Source organism: Pantoea sp. GM_Pan_3 (assembly GCF_026541045.1).
Classification (GTDB): domain Bacteria; phylum Pseudomonadota; class Gammaproteobacteria; order Enterobacterales; family Enterobacteriaceae; genus Pantoea; species Pantoea anthophila.
Window position 1 is genome coordinate 89980 of record NZ_JALNVA010000003.1, and the last position, 19488, is coordinate 109467.

Annotated in this window: 11 protein-coding genes and 3 tRNA genes; 6 read left to right on the forward strand and 8 right to left on the reverse strand. The window is 59.7% G+C overall.

The genetic code is table 11. The features are described from left to right. Window positions 1-84: 84 nt before the first annotated feature. Complete coding sequence (locus tag OXR04_RS10885; RefSeq protein WP_009087002.1) at window positions 85-309, reverse strand: YgdI/YgdR family lipoprotein; 225 nt, start codon at window positions 307-309, stop codon at window positions 85-87. 209 nt (window positions 310-518) lie between these two features. Here OXR04_RS10885 and csdA point away from each other — a divergent pair, with 209 nt between their 5' ends. Both csdA and csdE read left to right on the forward strand, forming a co-directional pair. After that, window positions 519-1727: a cysteine desulfurase CsdA gene (gene csdA, locus OXR04_RS10890; protein ID WP_267370069.1), complete on the forward strand. Its 1209-nt coding sequence runs from the start codon at window positions 519-521 to the stop codon at window positions 1725-1727. 2 nt (window positions 1728-1729) lie between these two features. Then, window positions 1730-2185, forward strand: a complete 456-nt coding sequence (gene csdE, locus OXR04_RS10895; RefSeq protein ID WP_046102473.1) for a cysteine desulfurase sulfur acceptor subunit CsdE — start codon at window positions 1730-1732, stop codon at window positions 2183-2185. Here the strand turns inward: csdE and tcdA are convergent. Further along, window positions 2164-2976, reverse strand: a complete 813-nt coding sequence (gene tcdA, locus OXR04_RS10900; protein ID WP_046102474.1) for a tRNA cyclic N6-threonylcarbamoyladenosine(37) synthase TcdA — start codon at window positions 2974-2976, stop codon at window positions 2164-2166. The genes csdE and tcdA overlap by 22 nt on opposite strands. Window positions 2977-3024: 48 nt before the next feature. Next, a complete protein-coding gene (gene mltA, locus OXR04_RS10905; protein ID WP_009087006.1) occupies window positions 3025-4173 on the reverse strand; it encodes a murein transglycosylase A in 1149 nt (382 codons plus the stop codon). A 203-nt stretch (window positions 4174-4376) separates the two neighbouring features. Between mltA and OXR04_RS10910 the strand changes: the two genes are divergently transcribed. The 3 genes from OXR04_RS10910 to OXR04_RS10920 all read left to right on the forward strand — a co-directional run bounded on the left by OXR04_RS10910 (window position 4377) and on the right by OXR04_RS10920 (window position 4726). After that, a tRNA-Met gene (locus OXR04_RS10910) sits at window positions 4377-4453 on the forward strand. A 60-nt stretch (window positions 4454-4513) separates the two neighbouring features. Continuing rightward, window positions 4514-4590 (forward strand) — tRNA-Met (locus tag OXR04_RS10915). A gap of 59 nt (window positions 4591-4649) precedes the next feature. After that, window positions 4650-4726, forward strand: a tRNA-Met gene (locus tag OXR04_RS10920). Between the two features lie 112 nt (window positions 4727-4838). On the opposite strand, the gene amiC is transcribed toward OXR04_RS10920, so the two are convergent. After that, a complete protein-coding gene (gene amiC, locus OXR04_RS10925; RefSeq protein ID WP_046102475.1) occupies window positions 4839-6083 on the reverse strand; it encodes an N-acetylmuramoyl-L-alanine amidase AmiC in 1245 nt (414 codons plus the stop codon). Window positions 6084-6315: 232 nt separating this feature from the next. Between amiC and argA the strand changes: the two genes are divergently transcribed. Continuing rightward, entirely contained in the window at window positions 6316-7644 is a 1329-nt protein-coding gene (argA, locus tag OXR04_RS10930; RefSeq protein WP_009087010.1) for an amino-acid N-acetyltransferase, read from the forward strand. A gap of 51 nt (window positions 7645-7695) precedes the next feature. Here argA and recD read toward each other — a convergent pair whose 3' ends face one another. The 4 genes from recD to recC all read right to left on the reverse strand — a co-directional run bounded on the left by recD (window position 7696) and on the right by recC (window position 19447). Then, window positions 7696-9537: an exodeoxyribonuclease V subunit alpha gene (gene recD / locus OXR04_RS10935; RefSeq protein ID WP_058958013.1), complete on the reverse strand. Its 1842-nt coding sequence runs from the start codon at window positions 9535-9537 to the stop codon at window positions 7696-7698. Further along, window positions 9534-13073 carry an exodeoxyribonuclease V subunit beta gene (gene recB / locus OXR04_RS10940; RefSeq protein ID WP_267370064.1) on the reverse strand — a complete coding sequence of 1180 codons (3540 nt, stop codon included), beginning with the start codon at window positions 13071-13073 and terminating at the stop codon, window positions 9534-9536. Before recB ends, recD begins: the two co-directional genes overlap by 4 nt. Then, window positions 13070-15961, reverse strand: coding sequence for a pitrilysin (gene ptrA / locus OXR04_RS10945; RefSeq protein ID WP_267370062.1), 2892 nt, complete (start codon window positions 15959-15961; stop codon window positions 13070-13072). The genes recB and ptrA overlap by 4 nt, the downstream gene beginning before the upstream one ends. A 108-nt stretch (window positions 15962-16069) precedes the next feature. Next, entirely contained in the window at window positions 16070-19447 is a 3378-nt protein-coding gene (recC, locus tag OXR04_RS10950; RefSeq protein WP_267370061.1) for an exodeoxyribonuclease V subunit gamma, read from the reverse strand. Between the last annotated feature and the right edge of the window lie 41 nt (window positions 19448-19488).

Below are 19488 nucleotides of genomic sequence, written 5' to 3' on the forward strand. Positions count from 1 at the left end.
GAACTCTTAATTCCTGTAGATTTACCCTGTCTGTCCATAGTGATTTTAAATAGCACCGCAAATTGCGGTGCTTTTTTTTGCTGCTTACTGGCCCATCTCAACCATCTCTTTGACGTCAGTACGGTTAATCTGCTGCTCGTTGCCATTCGCATCTTTATAGCTGATCATACCGGTATCATCATCAACCTTAGGCTTGCCATCAGCAACAATGGTGCGTCCATCATTGGTATGCATCACGTAATTGCTTGAACAGCCCGCCAGGGTAAAAGCCAGAGTACACACGGCCAGCACTGCGGTAAGTTTATTCATCTGCTATCTCCTTGTAGATTGATTGCATCAAACCACCCGCGTTACGCTAACCAGAGGCAGCCGATAAGTGAGATCGACCAGTGAACGTCCGATCGTTATGCGGGTTTGGTTCAAACCTTGCAATATTCAGCATAACGCGCTTTTCCAGCTTTGCCAGACGCCGACCACGCTTTCAGTGTGGTCCTGATTATTCACACTATGGGCCAGGCATGACCGCATTTAATCCCACCGCATTTCGCCAGCAGTTTCCCGCACTCGCCGACGCCGGTGTCTATCTCGACAGCGCAGCGACCACGCTGAAACCCCAGGCTGTTATTGAGAGTACGCAGCAGTTTTACAGCCTGAGTGCGGGCACGGTGCACCGCAGTCAGTTTGCCGCCGCGCAGGCCCTGACCCAGCGCTATGAGCAGGCGCGATCGCAGGTTGCCCGCTGGCTTAACGCCGCGGACGATCGTGAGATCGTCTGGACACGCGGCACCACCGAAGCGATCAATCTGGTGGCAAACAGCTGGCTGCGTCCGCGCTTACAGCCCGGCGACGAGATTGTGGTCAGCGAAGCAGAGCATCACGCAAACCTGGTGCCCTGGCTGATGGCCGCCCAGGCCTGCGGTGCCCGCGTGGTGAAATGGCCCTTAGGGCCGGACCGGCTGCCCGATATCGGCCTGTTGCCCGCCCTGCTGAACCGCCGCACCCGCCTGCTGGCAGTCGGCCAGATGTCGAACGTCACTGGCGGTTGTCCCGATCTCGCCCGGGCGATTCAGCTGGCGCACGATGTGGGTGCCAGGGTGATGGTCGATGGCGCGCAGGGGGTGGTGCACTGCCCGCCCGATCTGCAGGCGCTGGATATCGACTTTTACGCCTTTTCCGGCCATAAAATTTACGCGCCGATGGGCATCGGTGCGCTCTATGGTAAAGCTGAACTGCTGGAGGTGATGGAACCCTGGCAGGGCGGCGGCAAGATGATTACCGATGTCGATTTCACGGGCTTTACGCCGCAGCCGGTGCCGTGGCGCTTCGAGGCAGGGACACCGAATGTGGCGGGCGTGGTGGGTTTAAGTGCCGCGCTGAGCTGGCTGTCGCAGTACGACCTGACGCAGATGGAGCGCTGGAGCCAGCAACTGGCAACGCTGGCCGAGGAGCAGCTGGCGGAGCTGCCGGGTTTCCGCAGCTTCCGCTGTGGCAGTGCCAGCCTGCTGGCCTTTGATTTTGCCGATCAGCATCACAGCGATCTGGTGACGCTGCTGGCCGAACAGGGCATCGCGCTGCGGGCCGGTCAGCACTGTGCGCAGCCGCTGCTGGCGGCGCTGGGCGTCAGCGGCACGCTGCGGGCTTCTTTTGCCCCCTATAATAACCTGCAGGATGTTGATGCGCTGGTGCGCGCCATGAAGAGCGCCGTCGCGCTGTTATCGGAGTTTTGATTATGTGTTCATCGCTGTTAGCGCCACACCCGTTTGGCGAGCAGATTACCGTTGCCAGCCTGACAGAGCGTTTCAGCCACTTTCATCAGTGGGAAGATCGCTATCGTCAGCTGATTCAGCTGAGTCGTCAGTTGCCGGCTCTGCCGGAAGCGCTGAAAACCGCGGACATTGAGCTGAGCGGCTGTGAAAACCGGGTCTGGCTGGGCAGCCAGCTGCGTGAGGATGGCGCGCTGCATTTCTACGGTGACAGCGAAGGACGCATCGTACGTGGCCTGCTGGCGGTACTGCTGACCGCTGTTGAGGGCCGGATGCCTGACCAGCTGCTGGCAGACGATCCCCTGACGCTGTTTGATACGCTGGGACTGCGCGCTCAGCTCAGTGCTTCACGCAGCAGCGGCCTGCAGGCGCTGGCCGACGCGGTCCGGCAGGCCGCCCGTCAGGCGCTGACGGCATCCTGACGGGCTGCGCGCGCCAGAAATTTCTTCAGCGCGTGCGAAACGGCGACAAAGCCAAAGCTGGCGGTCACCATGGTGGCCGCACCAAAGCCAGACGAACAGTCCATTCTCTTTGGCCCTTCTGCCGTGGCGCGTGACGCACAGACGCTGCCATCCGCCTGCGGATAGACCAGCGCCTCGGTGGAAAAAACGCAGTCGATGCCCAGTTTTCCTTTGCTGTTTTTCACCACGCCCAGACCTTTCAGTCGCTCACGCAGCTTTGCCGCCAGCGGATCCTGGATGGTCTTCGCCAGATCGGCGACCTGGATCTGGGTAGGATCAATCTGCCCGCCTGCGCCACCGGTGGTGATCAGCGGGATCTTATTGCGGCGACACCAGGCGATCAGCGCCGCTTTAGGCCGCACGCTGTCGATCGCGTCAATCACGTAGTCGAAACCGGCTGCCATCAGTTCCGCGGTGTTATCAGGCGTAATAAAGTCATCAATGCAGATCACGTCACAGTCAGGATTGATGGCGCGCAGACGCTCAGCCATCACCTCTGTTTTCGCCTTACCGACGTTGCCCTGCAGCGCATGAAGCTGTCGGTTGGTATTGGTGATGCAGACATCATCCATATCAATCAGGGTAATTTTGCCAATGCCGGTGCGCACCAGCGCCTCTGCGGCCCAGGAGCCGACGCCACCGATACCGATCACGCAGAAGTGAGCGTCAGCAAACCGTTGCAGCGCATCCTGACCATAGAGACGCGCCGTGCCGCCAAAGCGCTGATGCCAGGCGTCGTTTAACACTTTCATAGTTGAACCTGTTACGTCGTGCGGGCCCGCAGGCCCGCAGAGAAGAAATCAGTTAGCGCCCAGAAGCAGTGAACCACTGTTGCCGTTTTGCGGGCTGGAGAACAGCGGCTGACCGGCCCCCGGCGCGGCTTTGAGCACCCAGACGCGTCCGTAGTGATTATAGAAGCCCGCCAGATGCGCCGCGTCCGGGCCGATACCCTGATAGATATCAAAGTGCTGCCCTTTAATCGCACCGCCCACGTCGAGGGCCACCATCAGGCGCATCTCATACTTACCGTTGAATTTGCCCTTCTCATTCAGCTGTGGCACTTCAGCCAGCAGCACCGTGCCTGCCGGAATGATGGAGCGGTCAGAAGCCACAGAGGCTTTCGCCACCAGCGGCACCGCACTGGCACCGCGCACCGGCGTGAAAGGTTCCGCCTTAAAGAAGACGAAAGAGGGGTTTGTCTCCAGCAGCGCACGCACTTCCTGCGGCGAGTGCTCCTGCGCCCACTGGCGAATCGCCTGCATCGACATATCTTCGCGCTTCACTTCACCGCGATCGATCAGCTCCTTACCGATGCTGTGATAACCCCAGCCATTTTTACCGGCGTAACCAAAGAAGCTCATCGGGCGACCATCGCCAAAGTCGACGTAGCCACTGCCCTGCACATCCATCATGAAGTTATCAATCAGCGAGTTGCTGTAGGCGATGATGTAGCGGTCATCGAGTGCGCCACTATAGATAGAGGCGCGGCTCGGGAGTTTTGCACCACGTTTGCGCGGCGGCATGCGGTAAATCGGATACTGGAATTCACCCTGACGGGTGTAGCGTGCCTGCACCACCGGCGTATAGTAACCGGTAAACTGCACGTTACCGTAGTTATCCGTGCCCTCCATCTGCCAGGCGTTCAGCCCGTACTGACGAAGCTGCCGGGTGTCGGCGCCCGCCATCAGCCAGCTCTCAATCGCGCTGTAGGTGCCGTTCTGGCGACCATAGAGCGCAGACGAGGCGGACTGGATCTGGCGAACCTGCTCGCCAAAGTCCCGGCCATTGACCGGCGCGCCTTTGGCATTGGGCTGATTCACCAGCGCCAGCGGCTGTTCCAGTTTGCCATCTTTATATTGCTGACCGCGATCGGTCGGTTTAGAGCTACAGGCCGCCAGCAGCGTAATCAACGCGCCAGTGAGTGCATACTTCACCCAATGTAATTTCATTCTCTTCTCTTTTTATAACTGTTCGCCACGCGACGATAGCAAAGCCCCCGGCAGAATGAAATGCATCCGCTTTGACCTCGTGCGGAACAGTTCAATAATTAGCCAGATGGGGGAATCCTTCAGCAACTGGCTGTTAATTTGGCTTTTATCTGCAAAAAGGGGTTGCATCAATCAGCGCGGAGAGTATAGTGCGCTTCCACGGACGCGGGGTGGAGCAGCCTGGTAGCTCGTCGGGCTCATAACCCGAAGGTCGTCGGTTCAAATCCGGCCCCCGCAACCAATACTTCTGTAGCACTCTGGCAGAAGTGACAATGTGAAAAGTCGCAAAGCGCAAGACGGACGCGGGGTGGAGCAGCCTGGTAGCTCGTCGGGCTCATAACCCGAAGGTCGTCGGTTCAAATCCGGCCCCCGCAACCACACTTTTGCAGCGGTTTCACAGATGTCAGAAAATAAAAAGTCGCAAAGCGCATGACGGACGCGGGGTGGAGCAGCCTGGTAGCTCGTCGGGCTCATAACCCGAAGGTCGTCGGTTCAAATCCGGCCCCCGCAACCACTATTTAAACACCTGAAAGGGTGTTTTTTTGTTTCTGCCGTTCCCCTTCTCTTCTGTTTTCTCTCTTCCATGGCGAAAAGTCTGCGGATAACCGGGGCTACCCGCACGTTAATTAGCGATGCGCCAGCGCGGCTCCGCTCTCCACATAGGCTTTGATGCCGTTCAGAATCGCCTCCGCAACCTGATGCTGATAGCGGGTGGTGCGTAACTTCCGCTCCTCCTCCACGTTACTGATAAACGCCGTTTCCACCAGAATAGAGGGGATATCCGGGGCTTTCAGCACGGCAAATCCCGCCTGATCGACAGTGCGCTTGTGCAGATGGTTGATGCGGCCCATGCGATGCAGCACCTCTTTACCGAACTTCAGGCTGTCATGGATCGTCTGACGCTGCACCATGTCGAACATGGTGTGATCGAGATAGCGGTCACCGCTTTTGCTGACGCCGCCAATCAGATCGGATTCATTCTGCGTCTGAGCCAGAAAACGGGCCGCGGCGGAGGTTGCCCCGCTGGTGGATAAGGCAAAGACTGACGAACCGCGTGCCGCCCGGCTGGTGAAGGCATCTGCATGGATGGAAACAAAGAGATCGGCGCGCTGTTTGCGGGCTTTAGCAACCCTGACGCGCAGCGGAATAAAGACATCCTCATTGCGCGTCATGTACGCCTTCATGTTGGACTCTTTGTCGATCAGCGCTTTAAGCCGCCGTCCGATCTTCAGCACGATATCCTTTTCACGGGTCTTATATTTGCCGTGTGCGCCCGGATCTTCCCCGCCGTGCCCCGGATCGATCATGATGACAATTGGTCGATCGCGTCCCGCCCTGCCCGGCAGAGGGGCCTGAACCCCGGCGTCTTTCTCCAGCGCGCCCTGATTATAATCTTTCAGCAGGGCCAGCAGCGGATCGTCTTCCGCCTGGTTCTGGGTCGGATAGAGATCCACCACCAGCCGGTGATTGATTCCGGCGACCGGGGCCAGATTAAAGATCTTCGGCGAAACGTTGCGCTTTAGTTCGAGAACGACGCGAACCGTGTCGCTGTCGAACTGGCCGACCCGGGCATGTTTAATAAAGGGATCATCGACCCGCACCAGTTTATTGACCCCTTTCAGGACCGGATTAAGGTGCAGGCCCTGAATATCTATGACCAGGCGTTCAGGATTGCTCAGCGCAAACTGCTTATATTTCAGCTCAACGCTGGACTCCAGCGTCATCCGTGAATAGGTCGATGAGGGCCAGATGCGCACGGCCACAATGTGATTTTTTGCCGCCAGCCCGGTGCGGCTGACGCTTAACAGCAGTAAGGCGCCTGTCCCCTGTAAAAATCGTCTGCGTGAAAAATGGGAATTAACGTCTGACATGCCGCTCCAGCTGCTGAGTAATGTCTAAAAAAGCGCCAGTTAATAAAATGGCGGCGAAAACTTTATCCAATCCCCGGAATGATGTCACCCCGGAAAACCTAAATAATGCAGGCTGTTAGCGGCTTTGACACTCATAAAAACGTAAATTTTCGTCAGGGTTAAGGCTTGCAAAATGGCACGCAAAAGCATAAAAATACAAAAAATACGAATAAACATTCATTGAGGGTTGGCCGTGAAGGAACGTAGTACCGAGCTGGTTCAGGGGTTTCGCCATACCGTTCCCTATATCAATGCCCACCGGGGTAAAACCTTTGTCATCATGCTGGGTGGCGAGGCGATTGAGCATGAGAACTTCTCCGGCATCGTCAATGATATCGGCCTGCTTCATAGCCTGGGTATCCGCCTGGTGGTGGTCTATGGCGCCCGCCCGCAGATTGATGCCAGTCTGGCGCAGCAGCAGCTGGAGCCGGTTTATCATAAGTTTACCCGGGTGACCGACGCGCAATCCCTGGAGCTGGTGAAACAGGCAGCCGGCCGGCTGCAGTTAGATATTACGGCCCGCCTCTCGATGAGTCTGAACAACACGCCGCTGCAGGGTGCGCATATCAATGTGGTGAGCGGCAACTTCATCATTTCACAGCCGCTGGGCGTGGATGATGGCGTGGATTACTGCCACAGCGGCCGCATCCGTCGTATTGATGAGGCAGCGATTCATCGTCAGCTGGACAACGACGCCATTGTGCTGCTTGGCCCGGTGGCGGTTTCCGTGACCGGCGAGAGCTTTAACCTGACCTCCGAAGAGGTCGCCACCCAGCTGGCGATCAAACTTAAAGCGGAAAAAATGATCGGCTTCTGCTCTGAGCAGGGCGTGCTGAACAGCGACGGCGAGATCATTTCCGAACTCTTCCCGAACGATGCGCAGGCCCGCATCGACGAGATTGAAAAGGAGGGTGACTACCTTTCCGGCACGGTGCGTTTCCTGAGGGGGGCGGTGAAAGCCTGCCGCAGCGGAGTCCGCCGCAGCCACCTGATCAGCTATCAGGAAGATGGCGCGCTGTTGCAGGAGCTCTTTTCTCGCGACGGTATCGGTACGCAGATCGTGATGGAGTCGGCAGAACAGATCCGCCGCGCCAACATCAACGACATTGGCGGCATCCTCGAACTGATCCGGCCGCTTGAGCAGCAGGGCATTCTGGTTCGCCGCTCACGCGAGCAGCTGGAGATGGAGATTGATAAATTCACCATCATTCAGCGCGATAACCTGACCATCGCCTGTGCGGCACTCTATCCCTTTATGGATGAGAAGATTGGCGAAATGGCCTGTGTGGCGGTGCATCCGGACTATCGCAGCTCTTCACGCGGTGAGATGCTGTTGCAGCGTGTGGCGCTTCAGGCGCGCCAGATGGGGCTGGAAAAACTGTTCGTGTTAACCACCCGCAGCATCCATTGGTTCCAGGAGCGCGGCTTTACGCCGGTAGATATCGAGTCACTGCCGGAAAGTAAAAAAGAGATGTATAACTATCAGCGGCGCTCAAAAGTGCTGATGGCCGACCTCACCTGATTTTACCCCTTCGGGGGAGAGCGATCATGGATGTGAACTCTCCCCTCTCTTCTATCCTGCTGCGCTCAGGCGATCGACCAGACCACTGCGTCGCTGCGTCTGCAGCTGCACGGCGCGCTGAAACACACCCGGTTCGCTGTAGATGGTCAGCTGACGCCGCGCGCGCGTAATGGCGGTGTAAACCAGTTCGCGGGTCAGTACCGGCAGAGACTGAGTTGGCATGACCAGCGCAGTGTGGTCAAACTCCGACCCCTGTGATTTATGCACCGTCATGACCCAGGCGGTTTCATGTGAGGGTAAACGGCTCGGCTGAATCGCTTTGATCGTGCCATCCGGCAGCGGGAAAAAGACCCGGAGGTTGCCCTCATCATCACGCAGCGCAATGCCAATGTCGCCGTTAAACAGGCCGAGCGCGCTGTCATTGCGGGTGATCATCACCGGCCGCCCGGCATACCAGCGGCTGCCGATGCCAGGACGACGGAGGCGCTGCAGCTGCATCAGCCGCTGTTCGATGCGCTGATTCAGCCCCTGCACGCCAAAGGGGCCGTCTCGCAGTGCACAGAGCAGCTGATAACGGCCAAACGCCGCAATCACCTCTGCGGGTGAGGCCTGCTCCCTGATCAGCTGCAGGAAGGGCTGATAACCAGCGGCGACTTCATCCAGCATCGCCTGATAGGCTTCCGCACTGTCCAGCGGCTGATAGCTGACATCCTCATAGGCCTCAGCAAACACCGCCCTGACCTCCTCCGCGTCACCACGATTGATGGCTTTTGCCAGCAGACCGATGCCGGATGAGGCGTCAAAACGGTAACTTTTCTGCAGCAGGCAGATGCTGTCGCGCACCGTCGGCGCCTGCAGATCGTCACTGCCCTGCAGGGTGCAGCCGGTCAGCAGGGCAAGCTGTTCTGCCCGCGCCTGGCTGTAGCCACTTTCGGTACAGCGGCAGATGTCGCCCAGTACCGCCCCCGCCTCAACCGAGGCCAGCTGGTCGCGATCGCCCAGAAACACCACGCGGGCATGCGGCGGCAGCGCGGCAATCAGTTTGGCCATCATCGGCAAATCGACCATCGAGGCTTCATCCACCACCAGCACATCAAGATGCAGCCGGTTACCGGCATGATAGCGCAGGCGCTGGGTATCAGGTTGCGCGCCCAGCAGGCGATGCAGGGTCGTGGCTTCAGCAGGAAAACGCTGACGCTCTTCGTCACTCACGGCCAGATCCTGCAGTGCCCTGCCCAGAGATTCGGTCAGCCGCGCGGCAGCTTTACCGGTCGGGGCCGCCAGCTGGATCCGCAGCGCGCCGGGATGCAGACGAATCAGCGCCGCGAGCAGTTTCGCCACGGTGGTGGTTTTCCCGGTGCCGGGGCCGCCGGAGATCACCGCCGTCTTGCGGGTCAGCGCCACCGCTGCTGCAATCTTCTGCCAGTTTTCCGGCTGGTCACCAAACAGGCTGTTGAGCACCTCACCGGCGGCACGCATATCCAGCGCGGAGGTCATCTCCTGAGCGGCAAAAAAGTCGGCAACCCGGCCTTCGCTGTGCCACAGACGATGCAGGTAGAGACGCTGATTGCTCAGCACCAGGGGCGTCACCCGACTGCCGTCGCTGACCGCCGACCAGTCAGCAAGACGAGCTGACCAGTTATCGGGCGCACCAGCAGCCTGCCAGATCGCCTGAGCCAGTGCAGGCTGCCGGCCGGCAAACAGCCGGGCTTCACAGAGGTTGCTCAGCGGTAAACAGACGTGCCCCTCGCCCGCCTCGGCGCTGACGCAGGCCGCCGCGAGCAGCAGCGCAGGCTGTGATTCAGCGGCCACAAGGCGGGCAAACTGAATATCCAGCGGACGCAGGAGACGTTTGTCGACTGCCTGCAGCAGCAGACTCAGCATGTCACTCATCCTCTCTCTCCGTTCTTACCAAACAGTGCATCCATCTCCTCCACACACTCTGCGGAGGGGCGGGTAGCAAAAATGCCGTTGTCGGGCGAGCTGCCATCCATCCCGCGCAAAAACAGATAAAAGACGCCGCCAAAATCGCGATCGTAGCGGTAATCCGGCAGGCGATGGGTCAGATAGCGATGCAGCGCCAGCGTATAGAGCTGATACTGCAGATCGTAGCGGTGCCCGATCATCGCCTGCGCCATCGCCTCCTGGGTGTAAGCGCTGTGGCTTTCCCCCAGCCAGTTCGACTTGTAGTCGAGCAGATAATATTTTCCCTGCCAGCGGAAGACCAGATCGATAAAGCCCTTCAGCATGCCCCGCACCTGACGAAAATCCAGCGAGGCAGCCTGCTGAGAGAGGCTGTCGTGCCGCCGCAGCAGCGCATCCAGCCCGGCTGCCGTCAGCAGATTATCGATCGGCAGATAGAACGCCATCTCGATCAGCCGTTCGCTGCTTTTGATCGCCGACAGCGTCAGCCCCTCCGCGTTGAGCGGGGTCTCTAACACCCGCGCGATCCACGTCTCCAGCACGGGCAACCAGCTCAGCGGGTAGCCATTATGCTGCAGCTGATCTTCCAGCCAGATGCGGTCCGGCGGTTCAGTAAAGTCGATAGACTCAAACAGGCCGTGCAGAAACGTACCGGGTGCCGCACCGCGCGGAAAATGGTGCGGCGTCAGTGCCGTCTCTTCTCCGCTCTCCTCTTCGCCCGCCGCGTCAATATCGAAGCTGGGCAATGCATCCAGCAGCGGCGAACTGTGGTGCTGCTGCAGGCCGGAATAACTGGTGATCCGCCAGACATCCGTTCGCGCCTGAGTCACGACGCGGCTGCTCAGGACGTCGTCGCCCGGCTGCGCATCCTGCCATCGTTCGCCGGGCAGCAGATCTGCCTCGACCAGCGCAATGCCCGTCCCGGTTAACGCCTGCAGAGAACGGCTGAGCTGCTGCGCATCGGCCGCCTCGCCTTTCTGAATCAGATAGCCGAGCGCGCTCTTGTGCAGGTCGCTTTCGCCCTCTTTTTTGCGCGTGCCTTTGATCAGCGGCGCAATCCCGACGCTGCAGTGATACACCGAGCGGGTCAGCGCCACGTAGAGCAGGCGCAGATCCTCTGCCAGACGCTCCTCTTCTGCCAGCGCCAGGCTTTGTGCATCGCCCTGAACGTCCAGCAGGGCCGCAAAACTTTCGCGGTCGTGGTAAAGCGCACTGGCCGCTTCGCGGAATCCGGCAGCAAACGGCAGCCAGACCAGCGGGTATTGCAGCCCTTTCGATTTGTGGATGGTGATAATCTGCACCAGGTGGCGGTCGCTCTCCAGACGCAGCTGCTGGCTGGCGGCCTGGCTGTTCGGGCGGGCAATCTGCTGCGCCAGAAAACGCACCAGCGCGTGCGGGCTCTCCAGCTGCACTGAGGCTTCCTGCAACAGTTCCCCCAGATGCATCAGATCGGTCAGGCGCCGTTCTCCGTTCTCCGACGCCAGCATATTCTCCGCCAGCTGCCGTTTGATCATCGCGTCGCGCAGCATCGGTAACACGCCGCGCTGGTGCCACAGCTGCTGCCAGACGGCAAACTGCTCGACCAGCGCATCCCAGTCGCGTTCATTCTGGCTCAGCGTTTCCAGCGTCGCCGCATCAATGCCAAAGATAGAGGTCGCCAGTGCGCTGCGCAGTAAGCGCTCCTGCTCCGGGGCCTGAATCGCCTGCAGCAGCCAGAGTAATTCACGCGCTTCCGGCGTGGTATAGACGCTGTCGCGGCTGGAGAGGTAGACCGAGGGGATCGCCAGCGCATTCAGCGCATCGCGGATTAAGGTGGCTTCATTGCGGCTGCGCACCAGCACCGTGATTTCGGAAGCCCGCACCGGCTGCAGCGCCTCACCTTTTCCTGCAAAGGCGCGCCCCTGCTGTCCGGCCACCAGCCAGCGGCTGATGTCGGCGGCACACTGCTGCGCCATAAACTGCTGATAATCACTGCTGCCGACGCCCTCACCGGGTTGCAGCCAGAAGCGTAACGCCGGTTGCGGCTGCCCATCATAAATCAGTTTCAGTGACTGATTGGGTGCCGCAGGCTGCACCGGCTGAAAAGGGATTGCCGAGAACAGGAACGGTGACTCAAGCTGCGAGAAGAGGCGGTTAACGCTTTCGACCATTTCCGGCGAAGAGCGCCAGTTCGTATCCAGCGTGTAGTGAGCACTGACTTCGTTTCTGGCCCGCAGATAGGTAAAGATATCCGCGCCGCGAAAGGCGTAGATCGCCTGTTTCGGGTCACCGATCAGAAACAGCGCCTGCTCCGGCTGATTCACATAGAGCGTGCGGAAAATACGATATTGCTGCGGGTCGGTATCCTGGAATTCGTCAATCAGGGCGACCGGGAAACGCGCCCGGATGGTTTCCGCGAGCAGAACCCCGCCAGGCTGTTGCAGCGCCTCATCCAGCTTACTGAGCAGGTCGTCAAAACCTAACAGAGCCCGCAACCGCTTCTCGCGCTGAACCGTGGCGCGTACATCGATCAGCGCCTGAGCAATGATCACATCCCGCAGCGACAGCGGCTCTGCCAGAAACTGGTCGATCGCCTCAAACAGGGCGTGACGTGGTGCTTCACCCTTTTTGGTTTTCTCCTCCAGCACCTGCTGGCCAAACCGCTCCAGCTCTTTCGGCAGCTGATAATCCAGCGTCTCACTGCTGGCCCACTGGGTGACTCTGGCGACCCAGTTGGGCAGATGTTTACTGCTGTAGCTGCGCTTATCCACGCCTGAGGCGCTGATGATGCCTTCAACGTCGCGACTCAGCGCCTGCCACTGCTGTTTGATGGCGTTGATGCGCGCCAGATTGCGGGCATGGCGGGAGGCCAGCGTCTCATCGGCCGCGGGCGGTCGTTTCAGTCCTGGCGTTTCGCCCTGAAGCCAGGGACGCAGCGTGGCCAGCAGGCTGTCCGGCCCGCTCCACTCCGCGGCGATAATCCGCGCCACATCCAGCGACAGCGGATAGCACTGGCGACGCCAGAAGTCGGCGGCGGACTGCTTCAGCAGCGCCTGCTCATCTTCGATCAGCTCCTGCTCAAACAGCATGCCCGACTCAAACGCATTCAGATTGAGCATCCGCTGACAGAAGCCGTGGATGGTAAAGATGGCGGCTTCATCCATCTGCCTTTCGGCGGCCAGTAGCTGCGCCGCGGCCTGACTCAGATCCGGCATCTGCTCCAGTAATTGCTGATGCATCGGATTGCTGCTTTTGCCCCGGATACAGGCCAGACGCAGCTGGTGGATGTTCTCGCGGATACGGCCGCGCAGCTCGGCGGTGGCGGCCTCGGTAAAGGTCACCACCAGAATCTCTTCAACCGAGAGCGGCCGGCTGTAGGCGTTTTCTTCACCCAGCCCCAGCAGCAGGCGCAGATAGAGCAGGCCAATGGTAAAGGTTTTTCCGGTGCCCGCAGACGCCTCAATCAGCCGCTCACCCCTGAGCGGCAGCGTTAAAGGATTCAGCGATACGGGGGGTAACTGCGTCATTGGGTCTCACTCTTTACCGGCAGCGACTGCTGCAACTGCGCCACTTCATCCCAGGTTTTCCAGCCAGGCTGCCGGGCATAGTCAATTTTGCCATTGTTACTGCCCGCAATCTGCGAGGTCATGACCATGCCATTATGTTCGATAACCGCCTTGCGGAAAAAGTCTGCCACGCTGGCCGGGGTGAGCAGCTGCACCTGCTCTATCACTTTCTGCCGGGTATCAAACGTCTCATTCTGACGATCGAAGTCCCGGCTGTAACGATCGGCTTCTTCATCCAGCGTCTGGGGACGCTGCTGCAGGTCATTGATCATCGCCTGCTGATACTGCGCAAAATCGGCCTGGCTCATGTTGCGCAGACGTTTTTCCGCCTCGGGATAGAACGCCTGGTAACGCTGCAGCAGCCAGTCAGGTTGCCGGCTGTTACTCTGCAGCAGGAAGCCAACGCCCCACTGTCGGCCGACCGGCATCTGGAAGGCAAACACCGCATAGCCGAGCTGCTCTTTTGTGCGCAGCTGGTTGTAGAACCACGGCTGCACGATCTGGCTCAGCATGGAGCTGTTGGCCATGCTCTGATATTCGCTGTAACCCAGCGGAATATAGAGCGCGGCAAGCGCCGAGTCGGTACTGCTGCCCGGCTGCTGCAGATTGGCCTTCAGCGGTTTATCGAACGAGACATACTGACTCTGCCAGTCGCGGGTCGCGTGACTCTGCATCTGCTGTTTAAGTTCATGTCCCAGCTGCGTTACGCTGTCTGCACTGAGGTTGCCGACCACCAGCATCTCTGGCGTCGCATCGCGGAACAGTGCGTCGCGGTAAGCCGTCACCTCATCAAGCGTGATCGTGCTGACCAGTCTGCGGCGCGTCTCGCGCTGGGTATAAGGCAGCTGAGAGAGCATCTGCATCGGCTGAATCGCCTGTTCAAACGCCTTGCCCTTTTCCGCCGCCTCCAGCCGCTCCAGATACCAGGATTTTGCCTGCGCCAGTTGCTGCTCTGTCGGCTGGAAGTGGGCATACCCTTCGACCAGTTTCTTCAGCAGCACCGGCAGGCGCTGCGTGAAGCCGCTGGCATTGAACACCAGACCTTCATCTTCACCGGTTGAAAAGCTGATGCCGCCCACCGAAGCCTGCGAATTAAGCTCGTCCAGCGCCAGGCTGGAGAGGTAGTCATTAAGGCCGAACAGCACCTGCTGACGCGCATCGCTGATAGCGTGCCTGTTGCGTAAGGCCAGGGTGATCGCCGCCTTTGGCTCGCGGGCATAATAGCGGCTGGGCATCCAGTAAATGCGCATGCCGTCGTCGTTAGCCAGTCTGACCGGATGCTGCCAGGTTTTACCGTCAGCGGGCAGCAGCGTGAAGTCGTCCGGAATATAGGGGTTCAGCGCAGGCATTGCCAGCGCGATCTGACTGGCGCGCTGCTGCCAGTCAGCAAAGGTCTGCGGCGTGATTTTCTCTGCCTGATAAGGCGCGTCCACAAAGTAGGCTTTTTTGTTGTGCGGCTCCTGCGGGCTGATGTACCAGATACGCGCACGTTGCGGCGTCATCTCCTGCAGCCGGGCAGCGATCGCGGCGGCATCGTACTGATCGGCCAGGTAAGGCGCATCCAGCGTATGTTCCACCGGCACCCGCAGCATGGTGTCGGCCAGCCACTCAATGTAATCCATATCGCGGGTGATGGAGGGATAGCGGAAGTCGAGCGCCAGGACGTGAGAAACCTCATCGAAATAGCGCTTATCGTCGCCCTGCTGACGCAGCAGATTGATGTAGCTGAATACCGCCGCCACCACTTCATCACGCTGCGCCAGGCCTTTATCCGTCAGGGAGACCGTAATGGCAAACACGCCGCTGTTACGTTCGGTCATCGGGTCGGCGCCGGCATTGACACCGTCCGCCAGCCCCTGCTTCTGCAGCCAGTCGGTCAGCGTATTTTTGCTGCGGTTACTGATTAAGTAGCTGATCAGCGTGTCCGTTTTACTGCGAAAACGATCGCTGTTGTTCCCGATGCGAAATTCAATTTTGAGCTGCTTGCGCGGCTGGGCGGGCACATAGTGAATGATGATGCCCTGCTGCGCATCGGTGACCACCGGTACTTTAATCTCCGGCACGCTGGCATGGTGATTTTTGATGCGGCCAAAGGTTCTGGCCGCAATCGACGCCATCTCCGGCAGCGGTTTGTTGCTGTAGATGACCGCCTTCATCAGGTTGGCGGAGTAATGCGTGTGGTAGAAGTCCAGCAGCGCCTGGTGCAGTTTACTGCCCGGCTTATCTTTCAGGGTCTCTAAATTACCGCCAGAAAAACGCGACGCCGGGTGTGCCGGGTTCAGGGTTTCGGCGCCGACCTGAGCCATGCGCAGGCCGTCACGCGCGCGCGCCATGGTCAGCTCGGCATTGACGGCGTGACGCTCGCGGTCAGCGTTGACCGGATCCAGCAGCGGTGCCGCCACGGCATCCGCCAGGCGGTCGACCGCCGGTTCCAGCGCCGCATTTTCCACTTCCAGATAAAAGGCGGTGCGATAAGAGGCGGTGCTGGCATTGTGACTGCCGCCATGCTTTTTCAGGAATTCGGCCAGGTTGTCCGGCTGCGGGTAGCGCTTTGAGCCCATCAGCACCATATGTTCGAGGTAGTGAGCCAGTCCCGCCTGCTGATCGGGATCGTCCAGCGATCCAATCGGCAGCGTCAGCGCCGCCAGCGATTTCGGTGCCACCGGATCGGATACCAGCAATACCGTCAGTCCGTTATCGAGACGGATGGCCTGATAGTTTCGGGGGTCCTGGTCACTTTTGCGAATGGTGTCGTTAACTGGCTGCCAGCCTGCAGATGTCTGCGCCAGGGCGGTGCAAGCCACCAGGCTCAACAGTAGTGCCGCTATCCAGCGTGCGTGTAGCCGCATGTAAACCCCTCTTGTTTCCCGATAAGCCGCCAATTACTGACGCGGCGGCTCAAAGCCAGGCAAAAATTTCTGTGTGTGTAGTCAGTCTGCAAAATGCGATCTGACCTGCTATTCATCATCCTGATGTGCGGCCAGCACCGGCAAATACCAGCGCTGCGCCGCCTCAGTGATCTGCTGCAGTTGCGCCTCATCCAGCACGCGGCAGAGCCGCTGCAGATAGGGGTCGCTGCCCTCTCCCTCCACCTGGTAGCTGCCAGACCAGGCCGTCAGCAGGCGATTGCGCGCCTTCAGCTGCGTGGCCTCATCCGTGAGTAACTGCTGGCTCTTTTTGTCGTAGCTGGCGGTCAGCCACGCACCGCCACTTTTACTGAGCAGCATCAGCGGCTGACGCAACCCGTCGAGGTAACCGGCGATATAGTCATTCAGGGCGGCCATCGCCTCTGACTGCGGCACGGCAGGAAAACACCAGCGGCTCTGCTGGCGGCCATACATACGGCTGCTGCCGGTGCCGCCCAGCGCGCAGTAAATCAGATGCTCCAGCCAGAGCAGCAGGCCATCGTTCATGTTGAGGACGCCAGGCCGCCAGCGCAGGAGCCCGTCGCTCTGCACCTGCGTCAGCCAGCCGGTTAAGCTGACCTGCTCCAGTTGCAGATTCACTTCCCAGCTCTCGCCGTCGCTGCGCTGGTTCACCACTTCCGCCGCCACTTCCTGCATCTCATCACGCTGCGCCTGCCAGAAAAGTTCGCCAAATGCGCCGTAGGGCAGATTACCGGCGGCACGATGGTGCGCATAGAGCCGCTGGGTATCCTCACCTTCGACCAGGGCATTCAGCAACTGGGCATTGATCTGATAACGCTCCAGGTTGTCGAGCGCAAAAGGTTCGCTGTCGGGCAGCTCATCCTCCTCCAGCCAGAAGCTCACGCCGAGACGCTGGTGGAACCAGGCGCGAACCGGGTGCCGCCAGAAGCGCAGAAAGGCCTCTAAGGTGAGCGCATCAATGTCCGGGGCCGTCAGCGGCTGGACAAATTCGGGTTGCGGCTGCCCCGCCCCCTGGGCGGCAGGCAGCCACTCGCGGGCGAAGCTCTGCAGTCTGGCGGCAGGCTGGAAGTTCTCAGCGGCAAACGGCATCCTGCTGTTGAGGTGCTGCAGATGCGCCCGCACCCGTCCGGCACTCTCATCCAGCTCCAGATGACCATCCCCCTCCAGGTAAAAACTCTGTCCGATGTAATCCAGCAGTTCTGTGACCAGCACCGAGGGATAGCGTTCCGTATTATCCTGAATCGCCCGGCCGATATAGCTGATGTAGAGCTGCTGCTGAGCGGAGAGCATCGCCTCAAGAAACAGGTAACGGTCATCATCACGGCGGCTGCGGTCACCTTTACGGGACTGCTGCTGCATCAGATCAAAGCCTAACGGCGCAAGCGTGCGCGGATAGACGCCGTCGTTCATCCCCAGCAGACAGACCAGCTGAAACGGTATTGAACGCATCGGCATCAGGGTACAAAAGTTGATCTGCCCGGCCAGAAAGCGCTGGCTGATGCGCTGCTGATCGAGCCGGCTGCGCAGGTCGTCGCGCAGCAGCGCCACCGGGATCGCCTCCTCAAACCGCGCATCCATTCCGTACTGAATCAGTTGCTGCCACTGCTCTTCCACCAGCAGTAAAGCGGCCTCGGTTTCCGCATCAGGCGTGAAGAAGGCGTTCAGCAGTTCCCGGCACATCGGCAGCCAATCCGCCAGCGGGCGGGGTTCCGCCAGCCGCTCACGCCAGTGATTCAGCCGCGCAAGCAGCTCAGCCAGATGGCCCGCCAGTTCCCCCACCAGGCCACTCGACTCGTCATAAGGCAGAATCCCCTCCCAGTCGCCGTTGTGGCTCTCCATCGCATAACCCAGCAGCATACGCTGCAGGCCAAAGCGCCAGGTGTGCTGGCCAGTAATCGGCAGTGAGAGGGCTTCAACGCTGGCATCATCCAGCCCCCAGCGCACGCCTGACTCGCTGACCCAGCGCCGCAGCAAACGCAGGCCGCTTTCATCAATGGCGAAGTGGGACGCCAGCGCCGGCACATCCAGCAGCGCCAGCACATCTTCTGAGACAAAACGGCTGTCCGGCAGCGCCAGCAGATGCAGAAACGCCACGATGGCCGGATGCGCCTGACTGGCCCGCCGGTCTGAAATCGCAAAAGGCAGATAGCGATCGGCGGGCGCATTGGCGAACACGGCCTGAATGAACGGTGCATAAGCGTCGATGTCGGCCACCATCACAATAATGTCGCGTGCTTTCAGCGTCGGATCAGCCTCCATCATCGCCAGCAGATGATCCTGCAGCACCTCAACTTCGCGCTGCGCACTGTGGCAGACCTGCACCACGATCGAACGATCCGCCGGATCGAGGAGGCGCTTGCGATCGCTGTGCGCCAGTTCCGCCGCGTTCAGCCCGATGATGGCACTGTCCTGCAGATTGAGAAGATCGTACTGCATGCAGTGCAGCAGGTTGTCCGGCTCTACATCCACAAAGGCATCGATGTCGTCGCTGGCATCCATCTGGCTGAGCAGAAAGAGGTTGTCACGCCCCAGTTTGCCCCAGGAGGCCAGCAGCGGATTCGTCAGTTGCTGTTCACCGGCCGCGTTAAACAGCTGCGGCGCCTGTTCTGCGTCCCGGAACAGCCCACGCGCCGCCTCAGCGTCATGGCGGCGGCGCTGACGGCTTTGCAGCTTCGCCAGGAAGGCATAGTCCTGAATGTCGCCCCAGTAGTCGCGGCAGGGATTGGTAAACAGCAGGTGGATGTCGATGTGACGTCCCAGCGCCTGCAGCGCCTGCAGATAGATCGGTGGCAGTGCGGAGATACCACAGATAAAGACCCGCCTGGGCAGGTTTTCCGGCGTGCTCTTCGCCTGCTCCAGCGTGCGGATGAATCGCGCATAGAGATTCGCGCGGTGCCATTCCGGCTGTCGCAGCGTGCGGGTGTAGCTCACCAGATCGCGCCACAGGGCGGCCTGCCAGCGCTGCGCTTCGCCCAGCCCGTCGATACTTTCGCCGCGCTCCCAGCTGTTGAGCCAGTCAGCGCGATAGACCAGATACTGGTCAAACAGATCCGCCACACGGGAGCTGAGCTGAAACAGTTTGCGCTTGTCGCCGTCGTCATGGAGATAGTGACGTAAGGAGGTAAACTCCTCCTGCTCCAGCATCACCGGCAGCCGGTGCATCAGCTTCCAGCTCATGCTGGCCTTACTGAAGGCACTCTCTACCGGGATGTCGGGCAGCACGCGCACGAACATCTCCCAGATAAAACTGGCGGGCAGCGGAAATTCGATGTTGGCTGCAATGCCAAAGGTCTGCGCCAGCTCCATCTGCAGCCACTGCGCCATACCCGGACTCTGCACCAGTATCATTTCTGACGCGAAAGGGTCATCAAGAGGATCATGTTTAATCACCGCAGCCGCGAGAATCTTCAGCACATCGAGCTGATTTGAGTGATAGACGTGAAACATGACAACTCCTGTGGTAACTCAGAACATGACTGCGGTATTGC

Excerpts from the sequence above, each read along its gene's own strand:
- OXR04_RS10885 (WP_009087002.1), bottom strand. The coding sequence starts at position 309 with ATGAATAAACTTACCGCAGTGCTGGCCGTGTGTACTCTGGCTTTTACC.
- csdA (WP_267370069.1), top strand. The coding sequence starts at position 519 with ATGACCGCATTTAATCCCACCGCATTTCGCCAGCAGTTTCCCGCACTC.
- csdE (WP_046102473.1), top strand. The coding sequence starts at position 1,730 with ATGTGTTCATCGCTGTTAGCGCCACACCCGTTTGGCGAGCAGATTACC.
- tcdA (WP_046102474.1), bottom strand. The coding sequence starts at position 2,976 with ATGAAAGTGTTAAACGACGCCTGGCATCAGCGCTTTGGCGGCACGGCG.
- mltA (WP_009087006.1), bottom strand. The coding sequence starts at position 4,173 with ATGAAATTACATTGGGTGAAGTATGCACTCACTGGCGCGTTGATTACG.
- amiC (WP_046102475.1), bottom strand. The coding sequence starts at position 6,083 with ATGTCAGACGTTAATTCCCATTTTTCACGCAGACGATTTTTACAGGGG.
- recD (WP_058958013.1), bottom strand. The coding sequence starts at position 9,537 with ATGAGTGACATGCTGAGTCTGCTGCTGCAGGCAGTCGACAAACGTCTC.
- recB (WP_267370064.1), bottom strand. The coding sequence starts at position 13,073 with ATGACGCAGTTACCCCCCGTATCGCTGAATCCTTTAACGCTGCCGCTC.
- ptrA (WP_267370062.1), bottom strand. The coding sequence starts at position 15,961 with ATGCGGCTACACGCACGCTGGATAGCGGCACTACTGTTGAGCCTGGTG.
- recC (WP_267370061.1), bottom strand. The coding sequence starts at position 19,447 with ATGTTTCACGTCTATCACTCAAATCAGCTCGATGTGCTGAAGATTCTC.